Consider the following 18,595-nt stretch of genomic DNA (forward strand, 5'->3'; position numbering starts at 1 on the left):
CCGCGTGAATAAATCACGCGGGGCTTCGAGTTAAGATCCATCAATGACTTGATGGTTACCAGTTGAACTGCATGCCAAGGTATCCGCCGTGCAGCAGGTAGCTGTCGTCGGCATGAATGTTGCCGCTGGCGGCAACCGACGAGTAGTAGTTCGGATAGTTGTCATCCGCACTTGCAACACCCGTGATTCCCATTACTCGGTAGCCACCGGTGATCGTCCAAGCGTTGCTGATACGATAGCCAAGCCCCAGATCCAATTCGCCTAGCGTTGCCAGAACGGTGTCGGTTGATGTGGTATCGATCGTTTGAGTGTTGTCGCCGTTCAAGTAAGCAAGTTGCGTTTCGGTTCCCAAACGGTGCTTCAGTTCAGCACGGTTACCGTACAAGCCAAACTTACCGCCAATGTTCAAGTTCAAACGCTTGCCCATGCAATAGTTCAGCATTCCGCCGAACTGATAACCCATCAAGTTATTTTCAACATCAACATTGTCGTAGATGTCTTGTGCTTGATAGCCAGGTGCACCATCGACGTTGTAAGCCGTTTCCATCGAGTCATCGATTTGCAACCAGCGAAAACCGTGGCTGGTCATGACGCGAACACGTCCGCTGCTTGATCGAGCCAGCGGCCCAGTCGCGCCACCGTATCCACAACCACTGCCCAGCCCCAATCCGCGTCCAAATACTGAACCGTTACCACATCCGGCATAGGCAGCCCGCTGAGCCCCCATCAAGCCGAAACTATACAAGTTCGCTTCGATGCCTTGGAACTGGAGGTCACGAGAGACGCGGACGTTGGTCGCTCCCAACGAATCGACCGAGGCTCCGTCGATTTGGTCGTAGACAGTCTCAGGTCCACTGCCAAAGTTCAGGCTGACGTCACGGTACTGAGGCATCGATGCGCGAATTGCACCAGCGGCGCCCGATCCGATGACTTGTTCTTCGCCTGGATTCCACAACAAGTAGGTAAGGCCCAAGCCGAAGCGACCGTTATCCAAGTAACGTCCGGCGCTGATGTCGAAACCAGTCGAATAACCTGGGTCAACAAGCGAGGTGTTGAATCCCGTGCCGTAGTTGGTTCCCGTCGCGATTTGACGTCCGGCGCCTTCTTCAAGCGTGAAGAACAACAGGTTTGCGCCACCGAAGTAAGGAAACAATGCAGGGCGAGCACCCGCACCGCTCGCGTTGCACGACGATGCACCGTTGTAGGTCGTGCCGTCCCAGTTGGACGAAACCGCTTGGCTATAGGCACTCACACCACTACCGCAAGCACCGGACGATTGCGGCGATCCGCTATAGGAATGGTTGCTGTAGGAGTGTGTGCTGTATCCGTTTGCTTCGCAGGGCGCAAAGCCAGCCGACGGCATTGGCGATGTTTGGTAAGGTGCAGCTTGATAGGGGGCAGATTGATGAGTGGAATAATCAGGCGCAGCGATCGGCGCCGGCAACTCCTCCACTGCAGCGTTCGATTTGATTTGGTTGGCAGCGTTCTTTACATTTATCGCGGCTTCACCAGCCGATTGGGTCTTTTCCGAAACGGGTCGAAAATTGTTCCAGCGTGATGGTGCCGAGTAGGGTGACTGAGCTTGGGCAACGCCACTGGCACCGATGATGCCAAGTCCAATGGCAACTGCCGAATTACGTAGTACGTTCGTTTTCATTAATCAAATCCTTTGCAATGTCTCGTCGCTGCGGGAGCTCTAACTTCGAAGGAACGCCATAAAACACGAATGTATCTTGGCGTTCCGTCGAACCGAGACATCGACGAGCGAACACGATGGAAGGCGAAGTCCTTTTCGGTGTATCGAATCCTTTCTCAGAAAGAACGATCTAAAGAACCCGGCTCCTGCCGTGCCCCCAACCCAAACACTTACATGCCGAATCGAGAAAGTCTCTCCTGGAGTTGCATCGACATACGCATACCGATAGTCAGTGTCGAACCCACCGACGAACTTGAAAGTTGCCGGTCCGCCAAGCTACAACACGGCCTACGTTGGTGACTTATCTGTTCAGAAGACTCGCTATCAATCCGGCAACATTCGCCAACCGGCATAGATTGAACTCATATTCCGACACTCGCGACTAGTCGATACGGTCAGTCGTCGTTGCCGCGAGTCAGGTGCCCACTGCGGTTGATGGCAAGCACCAACCACATCATTACCGTAATGCTGCTGAATGCACCAAAGGTTCCAATCAGGCTGAGGTCCTGGATCCCAAAGGCGCCTGGCTCGTGAAACAATAGCGGTGGAACTTTCATCGCCAACAAAAGCGACGACCCCAGAAACACTGCACTGGCCATCAAACCCAAGACGAGACGGTTGACGGTCGGCCCCAGCTTTTGATGCTCCAGCGTGACGCGCAAGCTACCTTGCCGAGCCATCTTCAGCAGTGTGATCAATTCGTCCGGCGCGGACTCTAGGAAGTTTTCCGTTTCCAAGTACACACGTCTAGCCTGACGAATACGGCGTCTTGGACTGAGCCGCCGGATCATCGAACCACGAACGTATTTTTTTACCACGTCCAACGAATCAAAGCTGGCGCCCAGTTCTCGCAACGTTCCCTCGAGCGAGATCAACATTTTCAACAGCAGCGCCGATTGATTCGGCAGCTTGATGGCATGACGATGCAGCACGTCAGACAACTCATTTAGCGCCCCCGTCAGATCAAACTCGCCAAAGCTTTGCTTACCGTATGTGCCAATGAATTCGGCAACATCGATCGCAAGCCGAGACTCATCTAAACTCGGTGGCGTATCACCAATCCGGCGAACCAATCGCGTTAGTCGGTTCTGATCACCCGATGAAATTGCCACCAACATGTCTTCGATCGTCTCTCGCAGATTCTCGTCGATGCGACCGATCATTCCGAAATCGAGAATCCCCAACTGTCCGCTCTCCATCACGATCAAGTTGCCCATGTGAGGATCAGCATGGAAGACGGCTTCGTCAAAGATCATCATCAGGTAAACATCGGCGATCGTTTCGCACAAACGATGTTTGATTGCGAGCCGGTCACATTTAACGGCTTCGGTCGTCTCGTCGATCTTGTCGACTTCGTCAGACAAGAATTCCGATAATGGCTGACCGACCAACTCGTCCATTACCAAAACTCGGCGTGTGCAGAGCGGTTTGTGCGGGCGTGGAACGATAACGTCGGATCGATTGCGATCGAACATCTCAGCAAATTGCTCGAGGTTGTGACGTTCGCGAGTAAAATCAAGTTCACGACTGATCATTGGTCCGAGTTGCCGGACCATCTCGGTTGGCCCCCATGCAGCAAACGCATCGACTCGCTGGGCCAACTGCGCGACGCCAGTCAAGACCTCGATGTCTTGCCGCATCATTCGCTCGATATTCGATCGCTGGACCTTGATGACAACGTGCCTGCCGTCATTCAATATTGCGCGATGCACTTGACCGATGGATGCGGTCGCAAGCGGTACTGCGTCGATGGATTGAAAATGTTTTTCGTAGTCGCTGCCCAATTCGGCCGACAATGTTTCCCGAACTTGTTCAATCGAATCCGGATGAACATTCGCACGCAATCGCTTCAACTCCTCGCCGAGCTTGGGGCCAACCAAATCCGGGCGAGCCGCCAAGACTTGCCCGACTTTGATGAAGGTTGGGCCGAGGTCAACTAGCGCCATTCGCACACGCTGTTCCCGCGAGTATTGTGACAGCGGTACGCCACCGCGATCCTTCAAAACATCGCGAAACGGCAACCGAAACTGGGTCAACCAGTCGGCCAGTCCATAACGGCGCAAGACGGTCAAGATTTCCCGCCACCGTTTCACATTGCGGTACAGTTGAGGGATCGCGGTAATTTTCATGGAAGATTGGCGATCAAGACGCAGTGTAAAATTGCTGGGACCAGGAGATTAGGCCGGCTAGGAACAAACGCTTTGCAACGGCCGATCGCTTCCGTATGCAGGCGGCTAGCCTGCAAATCAGGCTGGCGGCCTGAGCTACGAATTTGTCACTCGCCGCCTAAGCACATCGTATTTTGAAAAGGATCTGAAGTTTGGGTTGGTTCGCTCCCCTGATGTTGACGCTGCAATTGATGGTCGCATCGGTGACGATCGCAGCGATTATCGGCATTGTAGGTGCCTGGGCCGGATCTAGCTTGCAGGCGGGCGGCATTTGGTCTCGTCGCTTAGCTGCGTTGTTTTTCGCGGCAATGTTGACTGCCGCGGTGATCCCCATGATTTTGCATGCCGCAGCGTGGGAGGCCACAGCCGGAAAGTTCGGCTGGTGGATGCTAACGCAAACGGGTTCGCGAACGGACGAAACTGGGGTTTACGGATTTTTCGCGGGGCTCTTTGCGTCCGCCTGGATCCACGGCATCGTTGGTGCAGCCCTCGTCGTGATTGCCACGTGGTCCGGCTTGAATCGTGTATCCCCCTCGCTGGTCGCACAAAGCCGCCTGGACTATGGACCGCTAGGTGCGTTCGCCAAGGTCCATTTTCCAATCGCTGCGCCTTGGTGGATCGCCGCATTGGTCGCAACCGCAGTCATAGCAGCCACGGAAATGACCGTTGTCGATTTGTACGGCTATCGAACCATTGCCGATCAATTCTATCTCTTCTTTGCGATGGATCCGACGATAGGCTCCGTCATGATCACCTGCATCGTTCCCTTAACTATCGCCGCCATTTTCATGGTCTACGCTTTGGTGTCGCGTCGTCGTTTGGATGTTGGTCGCTTTCGCACGATCGAAGAAACCATTGATGTGGAACCGTTGCCTGCCGCCGGAATCGCAATCGCAGCGCTAGCAGCCATCTGCGTAATGGCAACTGTCGTCGCTGTGCCGCTAACAGGATTGATCATCAAGTCAGGTCAGGCTGTATCTGTCGTTGGCGATAATGTGGTGCTGCGGTGGTCATTAAGTTTGATGCTGACTCGATTGATAGATGCTCCCGTCGTCTTCGCAAGTGAATATCAATGGACTGCGATTCTTGGAGCCCTGACCGCGACAGTTTCCGTGTTCGTCGCCTGGCCTGTCGCCGCATGGACAAGAACGCGGTCCGGCGCGCTGATGTTTGCCGACGCAATTTCAATCGCAATGGTCTGCGTTCCCGGGCCGATTGTTGGATTGGTCGTGGTCTATGGATTTCAACTTGATTTCCCCATCATGCGGACCTTGTATCAACAAACTCTTTTGCCCACAGTCGTGGCGCTAATGATGCGATCGGTGCCCGTTGCCTACTGGGTGCTTCGCAGCGGATACCGAGGTGTTGACCAAACAATTTTTGATGCGGCGTCGATGGAGATGGGCTGGTTGAAGCGGGGCTGGTCGATTGACCGCCCGCTGCTCGTGCGCCCCATGATCGCGGCCTGGATCGGAACCGCGGTGGTTTCATCCGGCGACGTTCCAGCGATGCTGCCGGTGATCCCGGCCGGTGTCTCAACCGTGGGGGTGCGGTTGTTTGGGCTATTGCACAGCGGAGCGAGATATCAAGAATCATCCCTCGCCATCATCTACGTTTTGGCCGTTGTATTGATTGCCTTGGCTTGCTTTCGACGTAACCACCGTTGACGTGTTAAAATAATCTCGCGTTAGATTAATCGCTTTCTTCTTGTTTCCGGATTCTCCATGCCACGGTTGGTGCCGCAGATCATCGCAAGCAGCTTTTTCATCATGGCTTCGATGATGACATTAGAACTTGCCGCCGCAGTTGAGACGATTCGATTCCACGACGGCGACGTCGAACGAACGGTTGTTGGCGAACTGATGGTCGAGGCTCAAAACGGCGATGTCATGGTCCGGGCCGACGATGGGCGAATCTGGACCGTCGAGATCGATACGTTGATTGACCGAAAATCGGACGACGTCAAACTGGTGCCGATTGATGCTGACCAAGCGGCCCAACGATTGCACGACGAACTTGGCGACGAATTTGCAATCTATCGTACTCAAAACTACGCCATTCTTTACAACGGCAGCGATCAGCACGCGCGGCAAGTTGGCAGTTTGTTCGAAAAGCTGTACCGCGGCTTCTTTACATTTTGGAAAAACCAACGTTGGAACTTGCCGGAGCCTCGCTTTCCGTTGGTCGCCGTTGTGCTAAGGGATCACAGCTCGTTCCTAGATCACGCTGGCAAAGAAATCGGCGAACGAGCCAAGACGGTGATTGGCTACTACAACTTTGAGACCAACCAGATGACGACGTTCAATGTTCCCAATTGGGAACGAAACGTCGCGACGATCATTCACGAAGCGACTCACCAGTTGGCCTACAACTGTGGATTACAAACACGCTTTGCGGACAATCCGATGTGGGTTAGCGAAGGGCTGGCGACGTTTTTTGAAACTCCAGACATGAAGAGTCCTGGAACATGGCGATCGATCGGTGCCGTCAATCCAGTCAAGCTATCGCATTGGCGAATCTACGAACGATCGCGTCCGGCGGAATCGCTGGCAACCTTGTTGGCAGACGACGTTCGTTACCTGAACACTTCGACGGCAACTCAGGCGTACGCCGAGGGGTGGGCACTAACGTACTTTCTGATCACGACGAAACGCAAAGAGTACATCGATTATTTGAAGACACTCAGCGAAGGCAAGCCGGCCGTTGTGCGGCCGCCGCGAGAACGAATCAAAATGTTCGAAGACGCGTTTGGAATGACGCTTGTCGACCTGGACAAGGCATTCGTAAAGTTCATGCGTCGTGTTCGACTATAAAATCGCTCGATGACCATCTAGACCTCGCCCGCCGCTTTTTATTGCAGGAACTGCGAGTCGCGAAAACCGTCAAGACTTTTAACGTTCTTAAGATCAAGTCTCCGGCCGAGTTTCGCTACCTGAAAAAGAAACCGGAAATTGCCCGACTTCTGTAGGTCAATTCGTTGGAATCGAAGGCGACGCAGCTGTTGGCGTGGTGATCGCCGAGTTGTCGTCGTTGGACGTCGCGATGAGCGCGCCCACGGCACCAATTCCGGCTAAGCCACCGCCACCTGAAAATCCACCGCCAAACGAGCTACCACCACCGCCGCCCGAAAAACCACCACCATTCATAGGTGCGTTACCGACCGGTGGTGTGAATCCTCCACCGACTGGTCCGATAGGGCCGCCAACCATATCGCTTGCTGAGTCAACCGTCGGCTCCGGTGCGGACTTTTCCAAGTTCCCATAAGAACCGACGATCGACGTGACGACCGGCCGCATCATCGGTGGCGGCACCAGGACGACGGGCAATAGATCGGCATCACTTGCGTCCGCCGAAACGAAGGTCTCGCCATTTGCCGACGTCATCGCGATGTCGGTCGCATCACTCGCTTCGAAAGCAAACGCCGTGTACCCCATTGACCCTGAAGCGACCAATCCGTGAACTCCAGATCGAACACGAGCAATTTGGAAGTACCCTTGTTTGTCTGTGACGGTGTTTCCAACTTCAGTTCCGTTATAGAAAATCGACACGTTCACGCCGCCCAACAGGTTAATGTTGTCCGTATTGATCGGAACCACACGGCCTCGCAACGTATTATTGTCGCCCAAGGTCACGCGATAGTTGAAACGCTCGCCGCGTTGCACCAAATCGCCGACTTCAAAGGACTTGCCTTGTAGCGATCGAACGCGATCAATTGCAGGCCCCAGTTCTTGACTTTTGATTTTCAGCATGGTCATTTTGACGGGAAGCGGCTTCGACTTCAAAGCCAGCGCATCGACGTCACTGCCATCGGACTTCTTATCAAAGTAGAACAGCATGGTGCCGTGACTGCGTTCGCCTAACGCGACCAGCACGTGCATTCCGGTTTCGACATTGTTGATCGTGACAAGGCCATCGGAGTCCGGATTCAGTGCCGAAGCCTTGCCGTCTGGACGAATCAATCGAACGTCCACCGATTCAAGCTCGGCCGAATCGTTCTTGAAAGCCGACAAAAGATCAAGCTGAATGCTGATCTCTCGCGACTCGGAAAAGTACGCAACATTATCCGCTGGCAACCGAAGGATCGTTTCTGGCGTGGCAGCCTGGTTTGTTTGCACAACATTCGCTGACGAGGGTGCCTCGTCCTCGGCACTGGCAGCACCCAAAAATACGCAGCAACCTAGCAGGCCTGCGAAAGCAGAAAAGGACCTAATATTCATCGCGGAAATCTCGTGAAAGGTGAGCACTCTGGTGGGCTGGATAATCTGACGACCAATCGTCCACCCGGGCTCCGTCTCTCAACTGGACTGCCCCAGACTAGCTGGGGTCTGAAGGCAGTCAAGGAATTCCATCTTCCGCGATGCATACATTCATAGCAAATTTGCCTACTCATTCACCGTCATGCCGTCACGAAGACGGCATTTTCGGATCTGACTGAACCTGGAATAGCCGCTTAATAGCCGCTTTGATCCGAACCATTGCCTAGGTCAATCGGCGGCAATCCCAGCTCAACTCGCGCAGGATCCAAGATCGCAGCGGTAGCACTGGCCCCAACACGCGTCACGCCTAGTGAACGAACTTCCAGCAGTGTTGCCAGATCGCGAACGCCGCCAGCAGCCTTCACTTGGGTCGGTGACTTCGCGTGTGAGATCATTAACCTCAGATCCTCCATTGTCGCGCCGCCCGTTCCAAATCCAGTGGAAGTCTTGATCCAATCGGCCCCAGCATCGCAGGAGATCTCGCACAGTCGGATCTTCTGGTCCTGGTTCAGATAACAGTTTTCGAAGATAACTTTGACCTTTCGATCAGCCGCATGAGCCACCTCGATGATCGCCCTGATCTCATCCTCGACCCGCGTCCAATCACCGCTCAAAACCGCCGATATATTGACGACCATGTCCAATTCCATGCACCCATCGGCAACCGCTGTCTTTGCCTCGGCAACTTTGGTCGAGGTGGTTTGCCCACCCAGTGGGAATCCGATCACCGTACTAGGTAGCACCGTCGTCGGCGCTAAGATCTCCGCACAGCGAGCCAAGTAGTACGGCATGATGCAGACGCTGGCCACGTCATAGGCGGCGGCCATTCGGCAACCCGCCTCGAGCGAGTCTCGGTCAAGCGTCGGACTTAACAACGCGTGATCGATCATTTTCGAGGCGTCGTGATACTTGTATGGAACCATGGTGCTTCGCGATTGCTTGGTCGTTTGACGTATCTGGCCGCAGGCGCCGACCAAGTCGAATACGAAACAAGCCGGCACCTGCGGCTAGGCGTAGAACGAATCGCTACTTTGCGTACTGAACCTTGCCGGTACCACTGACGATCTTGCCGATTGGTTGGCATTCGATGCCCTCGGCTTGAATTTGCGACGCAATGTTAACCGCGTAAAATTCACTGACAACTGCCGCCATCCCAATACCCATGTTGAAGACTCGGCGCATTTCCGACGTTTCAACTTCGCCAGTTTCCTGCAGCCATTTGAAGATCGGCTGCGGCGTCCACGAATCCGAGTCGATGATCGCGTCAACGTTCTTTGGCAGAATCCGATCAAGATTTTCTTCGAAGCCACCACCGGTAATGTGGGCCAGCCCGTGCAGCACTTGTTTGACTCGATAGTGCGACTGAACAGCGCGGATCGATTTGGTGTAAATCTTTGTGGGCGTCAAACAGACTTCGGCCAGCGTTTTACCACCGAGTGCCTTAGGCGAATCGTCCCATCCGAGTCCGGCGTCAGCGATGACTTTTCGCACTAGCGAAAATCCGTTGCTGTGCAGACCACTAGACTGGATCCCAAGCACGACGTCGCCTTCGCTGATTTGTTTGCCATCGATTAGACGTTTCCGTTCGACCACGCCGACTGCGAAACCGGCCAAGTCGTAATCTTCAACGGCGTACATGTCAGGCATGATCGCCGTTTCGCCGCCCAATAGTGCCATGTCGCCGGCAACGCAGCCGTCGCTGATTCCTTGGACAATTTTTTCCAATCGCGCCGGGTCATCTTTCCCCATCGCGACATAATCCAAAAAGAACAGCGGTTCGGCACCGGTGCACAGCAGATCGTTGACGCACATGGCGACCAAATCAATGCCGACGGTTTCGTGACGCCCCGTGACTTGGGCGATCTTTAATTTGGTGCCGACACCATCAGTGCCGCTGACCAAAACCGGGTCGCGATAGTTGCGTGCAAAAAGCTTCCCCGCAAAATCGAGCTGGAACAGCCCCGCGAAACCACCATCGCTGGGGATCACACGCGGGCTAAAAGTACGATGCATCAGCCGCGGCAATCGGCTCATCGATTCAGCATAGACGTCCAGGTCGACGCCCGCATCTTTGTAGGTGGCTGCCATGTTGCGCTAACCGCTTAAGGAAACAAAGGGATTCGTCTATTGACTCACAAACTATTTGACGACCTTGGCCGTTCGCAGGTGAAGCTCGGCTAGCTGCTCGGTGTCAACGTTGCCAGGAGCCTCGGTCATCATGTCAGCAGCTTTCTGTGTTTTCGGAAACGCGATGACTTCACGAATATTATCGAGCCCAGCCAACAACATGACCCAGCGGTCCACACCCAGAGCGATTCCGCCGTGCGGCGGCGCACCAAAGCGAAGTGCGTTTAGCAAGAAACCAAATCGGTCTTCGGCAGTCGCTTCGTCAATACCGAGCAAATCGAAAACCTTCGACTGAGTCGCAGCGTCGTGGATACGAATCGTGCCCCCGCCAGCTTCGCTGCCGTTGATGACCAAGTCATACGCTTGTGCGCGGCATTTTTCGGGCGACTCATCAAGCAACGGCAAGTCGCTCTTCAGTGGTGCCGTGAACGGGTGGTGCATCGCGTTCCAGCGACCGGTTTCCTCGTCCTTTTCGAACATCGGAAACTCCGTCACCCAACTGCAATTGAGCACTTCGGGATCGATCAGATTCAGCTCGTTCGCCAATCGCTTGCGCAGCCCCGCTAAACCCTTACAGGTGACTTCCCAGGTATCTGCCAAGAACATCAACAAATCACCTGGCTCGCCGGCCATCAAAGCTTTGAACTCGTCCAAGTGTTCGGCTTCCAGGTTCTTGCTGATCGGGCTCCAAAGCGTTCCGTCGTCTTCGACGCGGAACCAAGCCAATCCCTTGGCACCAAAATCGTTCTTAACGTACTCGGTCAAATCATCAATTTGCCGGCGAGAGAACTTGGTTGCCGAGTCTTTCACGTTGATACCGCGAACAAAATTACCGGCGTCAGCGGTGCCACGGAAGACACGAAATTCTGTCTTGGCGGCGACCGACGTGCAATCGACGATCTCCATGCCGAAACGCAGGTCGGGTGCGTCGTGGCCGAAGCGACGCATCGCTTCGTCCCAAGTCATCCGAGGTAGCGGCAGCGTTACTTTTTTGCCCAGGACTTCTTCGGCTGTTCGTGCCACCAAGCCGTCGATCAAAGCGATGATGTCTTCGTCGTCGACGAAGGACATTTCGAGGTCAAGCTGTGTAAATTCTGGTTGACGATCGGCTCGCAAGTCTTCATCACGAAAACACTTGGCGACTTGGATGTAGCGATCGAAACCGGCGACCATCAAAATCTGTTTGTAAAGCTGCGGCGATTGAGGCAACGCGTAAAACTTGCCAGCGTGCACTCGGCTTGGCACCAAGTAATCACGAGCGCCTTCGGGCGTGCTACGACCGAGGATCGGGGTTTCGACGTCGATGAAATCATGCTCGGCGAAATAGTCCCGCATCGTTTTGACGATCTTGCTTCTCAGCACCATCGTTCGCAGCATCGAGGGGCGGCGAAGATCAAGAAAACGATACTTCAGACGCAAATCTTCGCCTGGCAGGTCCGATTGGCTGGGCGTGAACGGCGGCGTAACGCACGGGTTCAAGACTTCGAAATGCTCGCCGCGAACTTCGATGTCACCGGTGGCTAACTTGGCATTCGTTTTGCCCTCTAGCCGATCGGAGACTTTACCGCGGATCAGCACGACCGACTCCGTTGACACTCGTCCTGCTTCGGCGATCAAGTCGGCTCCGGCTTCGGGTGGCCCGACCACGACCTGCGTCAAACCGTAGCGATCGCGGAGATCGATGAAGACGGCCCCTCCGTGATCTCGCTTGCTTTCAACCCAACCGCAAAGGGTCACTTCAGTTCCGATGTGTTCTTTGCGGAGTTCGCCGCAGGTGTGAGAGCGTAGCACGGATCAATCAGGGGCTAGGGAATAAATGAAAGAGTGGTTCAAAGACCGCCGGAGATTCTAGCCGGAAGAGGGCGGTTAGATGGAGGGGACGTGTTTGACGAAGTCTTCCGCGATGAACCGTCCGCGGGTGCAAGTGACCAGTGAATCAACCGGGCACACATGACAACTGGATACATGACAACTGCCCCCCGCCGACTAGGTGACCACTAATTTCTTCAACGCAACCGGCAGGGGGATTGGCGTCGCCGTCAGTTCTTTCCACCACTGGGTCAGCCGAGCCGCCGTGGTAGGGTCACCGAAATTCCACAATTCCATCGCACGAGCGATCGGCAACTCATCGCCTCGCACCAGCTCGACTTCCGCCGCCGCCGACAAGACCAGCGGAACCGATGCATACTGCCAGGGTGCCAACAGCCCCGTGTCGCCCGAACGCTGGCGTGAATGGTTGGCAATCGCAACCTGAGTCACCAACCACGCGACGCGAACGACTTCTGGCACTTGGGGATCAGCATCGGTCAGCATTGCTTCGATCCAAAATCGTTCACCGCCGTCCGAGCCGCCGCTGTCGTATCCACCGTCACCACCAACGAGCGGCTGTACCAACCAAGCCGAAGTCCGCGTCGGCCACCAATCACTCGGCGGGCTGTTCTTCCAAATCAAACGCTCGACTTCGCGCAACAAGCCCTCGCCGTATGTATCCCACCGTTCTCGCAGTGGGCGTCCGCGCAGTTCCAGTTGCTCGGTCAGTTTAGGGTACCGACTTTGAAACGCCGTCCGCACATCAACCAATCGGTTTTTGACAATCTTGGCGGTTTGATCCAGCTGCATTTCGTTGCAACCAGCGGCCATCAAAGCCGAAGCCGTCGCTTCTGGCAAATCAAAATCGGCGAAACAGTCAGCAAAGTAATGGTTCCAGAATGCCGACACATCAATGGAAGCGGACAGCAAACGATCATTGATATCAGCAATCGGGCCGATCAATAAAGATTCTGTTTTCACATCGCTGCACGGCGTTCCGGTGGCAACGACATAAGCCGCCCGGGCGACGCTCAGTTCGGGACTGCTAATCCAGCGAACCTTTGCTCGACGGGATCCGCGCCGCGACGATGAACTCGATGGCAAAGTCAACCCCTCACTCCTCCATTCGTTCGTTGATCCACTGCTCAAGCTCATCAAAATCGACCGCTGGCAATGAATTCAGATCAGGCCTCAGTCGCACAGCCTCATGCAGGTACACATGCTGAATTTCCGACTGCGACTTATCAGTATTCCAATGCAGCAAAATTCGGATGCAAAGAGGCAACGATCCCGGAACCGAGATTTCATAGCCGCACAGCAACGGCACTTCGATCCAACCTAACTGTCGAGCCGCCAAAGCAGGAAATTCTGCGCTCAAATCGCTGGTCACCGTAAACTGGGCACTGGCCAAGTCTTTTGTCTCGATGCCATTGCGGCGAATGATCAGCCCCAACATTTGGCGTGTCGCCGTCAGAATTTGGTCACGATCATCGATTTCAACGGTGGTCGCCCCGCGGACGCCTCGGCAAACGGTCATTCGTTGGACACTGGCTAGAGAAAAGAATCTGTCTGACGGATAGTCTCGGATTTGTTAAGGCATCAGGATATCGCCGCGACAACTCCCGGCCTACACCTTTGAACACGCTAGGGAGGCTATAGAATACGGCCGACACCGCCCAATCTTGAAGGGGCCTGCCGACACCACCATTCGCAAATTTTCTTTGTCAACTTCTGCAAACTTCCTGAATGAGAGCCACTGATGGACCAGCCGCGATCCCGCCACCAAGAAAAGATCATCAAGAACTATTACCAGAACCGCGACTCAATCGGGCTGCAAAAAGCTCAGGAAGCCGTCACGGAACTGTATCTTAGCGAAGGAAAAAAGCGGGCAACCGTCTGGAAGCGATTGGCAAGCCATCTAGAGAAAGTTGGCTTGAAACCCGAGCAAATCCAACATCTGCAAGAAAAAGACAGCCCCGAAATGGTGCTCGAAGCTTTGAAGAAATACGTCTGATCCAAATCCAGGCACTAATACGCTATCATCGGGCGGCTATGGTGCACCGACGATCCGGCACACCAATGATCTGGCTTCCCGCGGAGATAACCCACCGATGACGATGAACGCAATTTCTATTGCAGCGACTCCATTGGCCCAGCAAACGCCGACGGGTTACATCCTGTTGGCTTTGGGGGTATTCGCCGCCTTCCTTGGCTTGATTTTAGTCTTCTTCTTTTTTCGCTATTTCAAACTGTGGTTCCAGGCGTACATGTCGGTCGCCGACGTCAGTCTGGTCAGTTTGATCCGGATGCACTTCACCAAAGTCAATCCGAACATCGTCGTTCAAGCGAAAGTTATGTCGGCACAAGCGGGCCTGAACACCAGCCGCCGTGACGGAGTTAGCACACGCCGCCTGGAGGCCCACTATTTGGCGGGCGGCAACGTGATGAACGTGATTCACGCCATCATCGCGGCACACCGAGCCGAAATTCCGTTGGAATTCGACCAAGCTGCCGCAATCGACCTAGCTGGACGAGACGTCTTGGATGCGGTCCAAACCAGCGTCTATCCCAAAGTCATCGATTGCCCCGACTCGTCACGCAGCGGCAAAACAACCCTTAGCGCGATTACAAAAAACGGCATCGAGCTGCGGGTGCGAACACGAGTCACTGTGCGAACCAACATCAGCCAACTAATCGGCGGAGCGACCGAGGATACGATTGTCGCGCGAGTCGGCGAGGCAATCATCAGCTCGATTGGATCGGCTTCATCTCACTTTGACGTGCTGGAAAACCCCGACATGATCACGAAAGTGGTTCTGTCGCGTGGCCTCGACGCACAAACGGCCTTCGAAATTGTTTCGATTGATATCGCGGACATCGACGTCGGTGAAAACATTGGTGCTCGACTGCAGAGCGACCAAGCCGAAGCCGACACGCGAGTCGCGCGGGCCGAAGCGGAAAGCCGCCGTGCCGAAGCGATCGCCGAAGAACAGCAGATGAAGGCGCGGGTCACGGATAACCGATCGGCCCTTGTGCTAGCCGAAGCCGAAGTTCCGATGGCAATGGCGGAAGCTTTCAAGGCTGGCCGTATCGCTTCGATCACTGATATCGAAGGCTAATCGATCCTGTGGAAACGACTTCTTACCGCGTCAAGTTTGACGGCGGCAGCGGACATGCATTGGCGGGAATCGTCGATCGTCCGACCGATCAAGATCCGACGCTCGTTGCGGTCTTCAGTCATTGCTTTACCTGCAACAAAGACTTGAAGGCGATTGTCCGAATCAGCCGAGGCTTGGCCGCGCACGGAATCGCCTGCTTGCGGTTCGATATGACCGGGCTGGGCGGCAGCGAAGGCGATTTTTCACACACGAACTTCACAACCAATCTTACCGATCTTTCAGCCGCAATCGCCTTCGCTCGCGACGAACTGGGGCAAGTCAACGGATTGATCGGACATTCGTTTGGCGGCGCCGCGTCGCTTGCGATGGCAGGCAGCGCGTCGCAGAACGATTCACCAAAAGCCGTCGTTGCATTGGCCGCCCCCAGCGATACCGGCCACTTGGCGGTCCTGCTTTCGCGAATGAACCCAGCGATCGAAATGGATGGATTCGGCGACGTTAACATTGGCGGCCGAACGTGGACGATCCGACGCGAAATGCTCCAGGATTTCAAATCGCACGATTTGCCGGCGATCATTCCCAAAATCTGTTGTCCGGTGCTGCTGTTCCATTCTCCTGTTGATCGAACAGTCGGCTACGACCACGCTGTCCGAATCATGGGGCTGATTCATTCGTCGCCGGAGTCCGATGCGAGCGTTGCCAGTTTGGTCACGCTTTCGGGGGCTGATCATTTGCTGGTCAACAATCCGCACGACATCGAATTCGTCACCAACTCGGCGGCTGCGTTTCTGCTGCGATACGCACGACCGACCTAGCAGACACGCCACCTGATTCGAATTGCGTCGTTTGATCTGTGCGGGGATGTTGATTCCGCCGGACTTCTGGTGCAAGCTATCGGCTTCGCCCGTTCGATTACTTACGACCGCCCAACCAAAAGTCAATTCCAGATGTCCAAGCTTGCCCACCTCGTATTCTTTACCCTGAAAGATCGCAGCGAATCCGCAGTCCAGCATCTGCTAAGTGAAGCTAACCATTACTTGACCGACCATCCTGGTCTGATCGATTTTTACGTCGGCGTACGCGACAAAGAACTCACTCGACCGGTCAACGCAGACTACGACGTTTCGTTGCACATGGTTTTCGCGGATCGTCCATCGCACGATGCGTACCAAGTTGCTGAGCGGCATGTGCAGTTCATCGAAGCGAACAAAGAGAGTTGGGCGAACGTCAATATCTATGACAGCACTGTGATGTAACCGCGATTGCGTGTTTGTCGCGGCTACTTCCGAGTTGGTTTCTCAGACGCATCTTGTGTGACCGAATTGAAACGAAGCGATTCGACGATGGATCGATGTCTCGCAGCGCGCCTCGGATCGGTACGGCTGAGCAATTCGGCCAACTGTTGGTGAGCTTTGACGAAGTCAGCTCGAATCGCAACTGCCTTTTCCAAATGCACAATCGCTTCGCCAGTCTTGCGTTCTCCAAGCAAGCAGATTGCCAAACCAAAGTGATCGGTTTCGGAATTTCGAAATTCGATCAGCTTGCGAAAGTGAATGGCTGCCAACCGAGGCTTACGATTCTGCATCGCGACTTGGGCGATCAAGTCGTGTCCGTCAATCGAAACCGAGCTGCCCGGTAACGAAGCTTCGATCGCGGGCCCTGCCAACGCAACGGCAAGCGATGACTGCCCGGCAAATTGCGCATCAAAAGCCAAAGCCAATCGCGTCGCCGGATCCGTCGGCTGACCCGCCAAGCTTTGCAGTAACTTTTCGGTTGATTCTTCGTGCTGTGACCGGATGGCTTTCCGATCGCTGGCATCCAGATCTTGTTCGCCGCCATAGATGTACTTGTGCACGGCAACACATTGACGCCGTAACTGTTCGATACTGCCGATCAACTTGGGCTCAACCACCGGCACCAGTCGAACGGGACCGTCAAAGTCGGCAGATGATTGCGGATAAACTCCGATTCGGTGATTGTGCAACGCCGCGTGAGTCACGTTCGTCGGATTTTTGGGCATGTGACAATCGGCACACGCATTTGAATTCCTTTCCATTCGTTTGGCACGTTCGACGCCACAGTCTTGGTCGGCATGGCATTTCAAGCATGCGTTTCGATGATAATCGACTCGTTGATCCGCAGTCACCTGGTGGTGTGGATCGTGGCAAGAGATGCAAGTCAGCGTTTCGGTTTGCAGATAACACGCACTCTGATGCATTTGTTCGACATGACCAACGATTGCGGTCGTGGTGCGATTTTCGAATCGATAATCCGTACGGTTCGTTTCCAAGCTTTCGCCCGGACGAAACGACCAGTGATCGACGCCCGCCGCCGGAACCGTTTCGACACCTTGCAAGTGACACTGCTGACAAATCGCTTCGCCAAGTTCCCGCGACAATTTGGCCGGATTGACGATCGGATCATCGACATCATCTTCAATCGCAACACTTCCGGCATGCAGTTCCGCGTGCAAGTTGCCGGCACCGTGGCACCGCTCGCAACTGATCGGTTCTTCGACGAGACGAAACTTTGCTTGGTTGCCGACTTGTTTTTGGATACGCCCAGCATGACAAAAAACACAGTCGGCTGAGATCTTGCGGGTGAACGATGGGTGCCTCGCCTGGTTGTATCCGGGCGACATCCCCCAGGCACCAGTTTCGCGGTACCAAGTCAAAGGTGATTCGTGCAGAAAACCATCGAGCGAAAACATATAGGTGTGCGCATGGGTTCCCGATCCAACTTCAAACTCCATCGGATACTCGCTGATCACCTTCGCGTCATCGTCAGCGACGTCGATCACTTCGCGATGAACCATCTGGCTACCATCGATACTAACTTCAAAACGTCGATTCGACGGTTCATGAAAGAATCCGCCCGATTCCGGCCCCGCGTTTCTTGACTCGCCGATCGAACGCAGCGAAATGGCATGAGTGGTCTCACCGAACGTTTGAAATTGTTTGGGGTGACACTCGCGACACGCATTGCTACCGATGAAACTGGGGTCGAGCGGTTCGAAATTTACTGTCGAAACAAGAGACTCGTTACCCACCGGCTGCGATGGCTCTAGCGTATCGCCCCTGCGGCTGACTTGGGCACCCTGCGGCGGAGTCAGATCGGGCTGGGTCGCTGGGGAAACAACCGGATCGGAAACTGGTCCTCGCATCCAAACCGCGGCGCCCCAAATCAACAATCCCATTCCCGCAATGATCGAAATCCACTGTGCGCGACCGCGACGTGGCGAGAATCGGTTAGCATCCGCCGGATCCAATCGATGCGCATCGTTTTGTTTTGAGCCACCAATCCCTTTCGCCGATCGACGTTTTCGATTGCTGGCCATTAATCGATCAATAAGAGAGATTGAAATGGAACGAGGCGACGAATTTGCTATGCAAAATAGCACAATGGTGTCACGAAAGGAAT

16 protein-coding genes are annotated in these 18,595 nt (G+C 54.6%); 7 read left to right on the plus strand and 9 right to left on the minus strand.

Translation table 11 applies throughout. The annotated features are described in order from the left end of the window. Positions 1-55 precede the first annotated feature (55 nt). Positions 56-1,657 (minus strand): BBP7 family outer membrane beta-barrel protein, encoded by a 1,602-nt coding sequence (locus tag Poly59_RS13205; RefSeq protein WP_146534598.1) that lies wholly within the window; start codon positions 1,655-1,657, stop codon positions 56-58. Between the two features lie 271 nt (positions 1,658-1,928). Here Poly59_RS13205 and Poly59_RS30400 point away from each other — a divergent pair, with 271 nt between their 5' ends. Then, positions 1,929-2,051: a hypothetical protein gene (locus tag Poly59_RS30400; RefSeq protein ID WP_261343493.1), complete on the plus strand. Its 123-nt coding sequence runs from the start codon at positions 1,929-1,931 to the stop codon at positions 2,049-2,051. 40 nt (positions 2,052-2,091) lie between these two features. Here Poly59_RS30400 and Poly59_RS13210 read toward each other — a convergent pair whose 3' ends face one another. Continuing rightward, complete coding sequence (locus Poly59_RS13210) at positions 2,092-3,825, minus strand: ABC1 kinase family protein (protein WP_146534599.1); 1,734 nt, start codon at positions 3,823-3,825, stop codon at positions 2,092-2,094. A 191-nt stretch (positions 3,826-4,016) separates the two neighbouring features. Here Poly59_RS13210 and Poly59_RS13215 point away from each other — a divergent pair, with 191 nt between their 5' ends. Together Poly59_RS13215 and Poly59_RS13220 are read left to right on the plus strand one after the other, a co-directional pair. Beyond that, positions 4,017-5,531, plus strand: coding sequence for an ABC transporter permease (locus tag Poly59_RS13215; RefSeq protein ID WP_222436101.1), 1,515 nt, complete (start codon positions 4,017-4,019; stop codon positions 5,529-5,531). 102 nt (positions 5,532-5,633) lie between these two features. Next, the gene (locus Poly59_RS13220) at positions 5,634-6,677 is read left to right on the plus strand and encodes a DUF1570 domain-containing protein (RefSeq protein WP_246151622.1); all 1,044 of its coding nucleotides are present in this window, start codon (positions 5,634-5,636) and stop codon (positions 6,675-6,677) included. A 156-nt stretch (positions 6,678-6,833) separates the two neighbouring features. On the opposite strand, the gene Poly59_RS13225 is transcribed toward Poly59_RS13220, so the two are convergent. From Poly59_RS13225 to aroH, 6 genes are all read right to left on the minus strand, one after another. Next, positions 6,834-8,081 (minus strand): carboxypeptidase-like regulatory domain-containing protein, encoded by a 1,248-nt coding sequence (locus Poly59_RS13225; protein ID WP_146534601.1) that lies wholly within the window; start codon positions 8,079-8,081, stop codon positions 6,834-6,836. Between the two features lie 233 nt (positions 8,082-8,314). Next, positions 8,315-9,043, minus strand: a complete 729-nt coding sequence (gene deoC / locus Poly59_RS13230; RefSeq protein WP_146534602.1) for a deoxyribose-phosphate aldolase — start codon at positions 9,041-9,043, stop codon at positions 8,315-8,317. A 103-nt stretch (positions 9,044-9,146) separates the two neighbouring features. Next, positions 9,147-10,208 carry a phosphoribosylformylglycinamidine cyclo-ligase gene (gene purM, locus Poly59_RS13235; RefSeq protein WP_146534603.1) on the minus strand — a complete coding sequence of 354 codons (1,062 nt, stop codon included), beginning with the start codon at positions 10,206-10,208 and terminating at the stop codon, positions 9,147-9,149. Between the two features lie 51 nt (positions 10,209-10,259). Continuing rightward, positions 10,260-12,038 (minus strand): aspartate--tRNA ligase, encoded by a 1,779-nt coding sequence (gene aspS / locus Poly59_RS13240; RefSeq protein ID WP_146534604.1) that lies wholly within the window; start codon positions 12,036-12,038, stop codon positions 10,260-10,262. 195 nt (positions 12,039-12,233) lie between these two features. Then, positions 12,234-13,166, minus strand: coding sequence for a hypothetical protein (locus Poly59_RS13245; protein WP_146534605.1), 933 nt, complete (start codon positions 13,164-13,166; stop codon positions 12,234-12,236). Positions 13,167-13,170: 4 nt separating this feature from the next. Further along, positions 13,171-13,593, minus strand: a complete 423-nt coding sequence (aroH, locus tag Poly59_RS13250) for a chorismate mutase (protein ID WP_146534606.1) — start codon at positions 13,591-13,593, stop codon at positions 13,171-13,173. A gap of 222 nt (positions 13,594-13,815) precedes the next feature. Here aroH and Poly59_RS13255 point away from each other — a divergent pair, with 222 nt between their 5' ends. The 4 genes from Poly59_RS13255 to Poly59_RS13270 all read left to right on the plus strand — a co-directional run bounded on the left by Poly59_RS13255 (position 13,816) and on the right by Poly59_RS13270 (position 16,431). Further along, a complete protein-coding gene (locus Poly59_RS13255) occupies positions 13,816-14,070 on the plus strand; it encodes a hypothetical protein (protein ID WP_146534607.1) in 255 nt (84 codons plus the stop codon). Between the two features lie 103 nt (positions 14,071-14,173). Continuing rightward, the gene (gene floA / locus Poly59_RS13260; RefSeq protein ID WP_222436118.1) at positions 14,174-15,175 is read left to right on the plus strand and encodes a flotillin-like protein FloA; all 1,002 of its coding nucleotides are present in this window, start codon (positions 14,174-14,176) and stop codon (positions 15,173-15,175) included. Between the two features lie 8 nt (positions 15,176-15,183). Continuing rightward, positions 15,184-15,990: an alpha/beta hydrolase family protein gene (locus Poly59_RS13265; protein WP_146534609.1), complete on the plus strand. Its 807-nt coding sequence runs from the start codon at positions 15,184-15,186 to the stop codon at positions 15,988-15,990. Between the two features lie 132 nt (positions 15,991-16,122). Further along, positions 16,123-16,431 carry a Dabb family protein gene (locus Poly59_RS13270; RefSeq protein ID WP_146534610.1) on the plus strand — a complete coding sequence of 103 codons (309 nt, stop codon included), beginning with the start codon at positions 16,123-16,125 and terminating at the stop codon, positions 16,429-16,431. A 23-nt stretch (positions 16,432-16,454) separates the two neighbouring features. On the opposite strand, the gene Poly59_RS13275 is transcribed toward Poly59_RS13270, so the two are convergent. After that, positions 16,455-18,512, minus strand: coding sequence for a multiheme c-type cytochrome (locus tag Poly59_RS13275; RefSeq protein ID WP_186776231.1), 2,058 nt, complete (start codon positions 18,510-18,512; stop codon positions 16,455-16,457). Positions 18,513-18,595 lie beyond the last annotated feature (83 nt).

Source organism: Rubripirellula reticaptiva (assembly GCF_007860175.1).
Taxonomy (GTDB): domain Bacteria; phylum Planctomycetota; class Planctomycetia; order Pirellulales; family Pirellulaceae; genus Rubripirellula; species Rubripirellula reticaptiva.

Excerpts from the sequence above, each read along its gene's own strand:
- Poly59_RS13225 (WP_146534601.1), bottom strand. The coding sequence starts at position 8,081 with ATGAATATTAGGTCCTTTTCTGCTTTCGCAGGCCTGCTAGGTTGCTGC.
- Poly59_RS13220 (WP_246151622.1), top strand. The coding sequence starts at position 5,634 with ATGGCTTCGATGATGACATTAGAACTTGCCGCCGCAGTTGAGACGATT.
- Poly59_RS13275 (WP_186776231.1), bottom strand. The coding sequence starts at position 18,512 with ATGGCCAGCAATCGAAAACGTCGATCGGCGAAAGGGATTGGTGGCTCA.
- floA (WP_222436118.1), top strand. The coding sequence starts at position 14,174 with ATGAACGCAATTTCTATTGCAGCGACTCCATTGGCCCAGCAAACGCCG.
- Poly59_RS13255 (WP_146534607.1), top strand. The coding sequence starts at position 13,816 with ATGGACCAGCCGCGATCCCGCCACCAAGAAAAGATCATCAAGAACTAT.
- purM (WP_146534603.1), bottom strand. The coding sequence starts at position 10,208 with ATGGCAGCCACCTACAAAGATGCGGGCGTCGACCTGGACGTCTATGCT.
- deoC (WP_146534602.1), bottom strand. The coding sequence starts at position 9,043 with ATGGTTCCATACAAGTATCACGACGCCTCGAAAATGATCGATCACGCG.
- aroH (WP_146534606.1), bottom strand. The coding sequence starts at position 13,593 with ATGACCGTTTGCCGAGGCGTCCGCGGGGCGACCACCGTTGAAATCGAT.
- Poly59_RS13210 (WP_146534599.1), bottom strand. The coding sequence starts at position 3,825 with ATGAAAATTACCGCGATCCCTCAACTGTACCGCAATGTGAAACGGTGG.
- Poly59_RS13205 (WP_146534598.1), bottom strand. The coding sequence starts at position 1,657 with ATGAAAACGAACGTACTACGTAATTCGGCAGTTGCCATTGGACTTGGC.
- Poly59_RS13270 (WP_146534610.1), top strand. The coding sequence starts at position 16,123 with ATGTCCAAGCTTGCCCACCTCGTATTCTTTACCCTGAAAGATCGCAGC.